Annotated in this window: 1 protein-coding gene; it reads left to right on the top strand. The window is 66.1% G+C overall.

The features are described 5' to 3' along the window. Window positions 1-12: 12 nt before the first annotated feature. On the top strand, window positions 13-635 hold a 623-nt coding region (locus AWB78_RS42970; protein ID WP_198399525.1), incomplete at its 3' end, for an AMP-binding protein.

Genomic DNA, 635 nt, shown 5'->3' with positions numbered 1-635 from the left:
CACGATCCGATCGTGCCGGACCTGAACTCCCGTCACCTCGCCTACGTGATCTACACCTCCGGCTCGACCGGCAGGCCCAAGGGCGTCATGGTCGAGCATCGCAATCTGCTCAACCTTGCCCAGGCTCAGGTTGAACGCTACGACATTCGTCCGGAAAGCCGCGTCGTCCAGTTCGTTTCCATAGGCTTCGATGTCAGCGTCGGCGATGTGGCCATGACCCTGATCGCGGGCGCCGCGCTCTATTTGCCCACGCATGACGAACGCCTCGCGACGACATCCTTCATGGATTACCTCGCCCGGCACGCCATCACGCATGCCGAGTTGCCCCCTGCGATGCTGCAGGGACAAACCTCGCTGGCGCCGCTGGCCAGGCTTCAAGTGCTCGTGCTGGGAGGCGAGGCGCCAGGTGCCGCGCTGATGCGCACGGTGCAACCCGGCATTCGCGTCTTCAACGCCTACGGACCCACCGAGGCCACCGTCTGCGCCACGGCGTGGCGCCGCCCGGACGGCTTCGACGATGCGACGGTGCCCATCGGCCAGCCGCTTGCCAACACCCGCATCTACCTGCTCGATGCGCACGGCCAACTGGTGCCTCCGGGCACGACCGGCGAGCTTTATATCGGCGGTGCCGGCGT

The sequence above is a fragment of the Caballeronia calidae genome, assembly GCF_900044055.2.
Classification (GTDB): Bacteria; Pseudomonadota; Gammaproteobacteria; order Burkholderiales; family Burkholderiaceae; genus Caballeronia; species Caballeronia calidae.
This window is presented reverse-complemented; position numbering and strand designations above follow the sequence as displayed.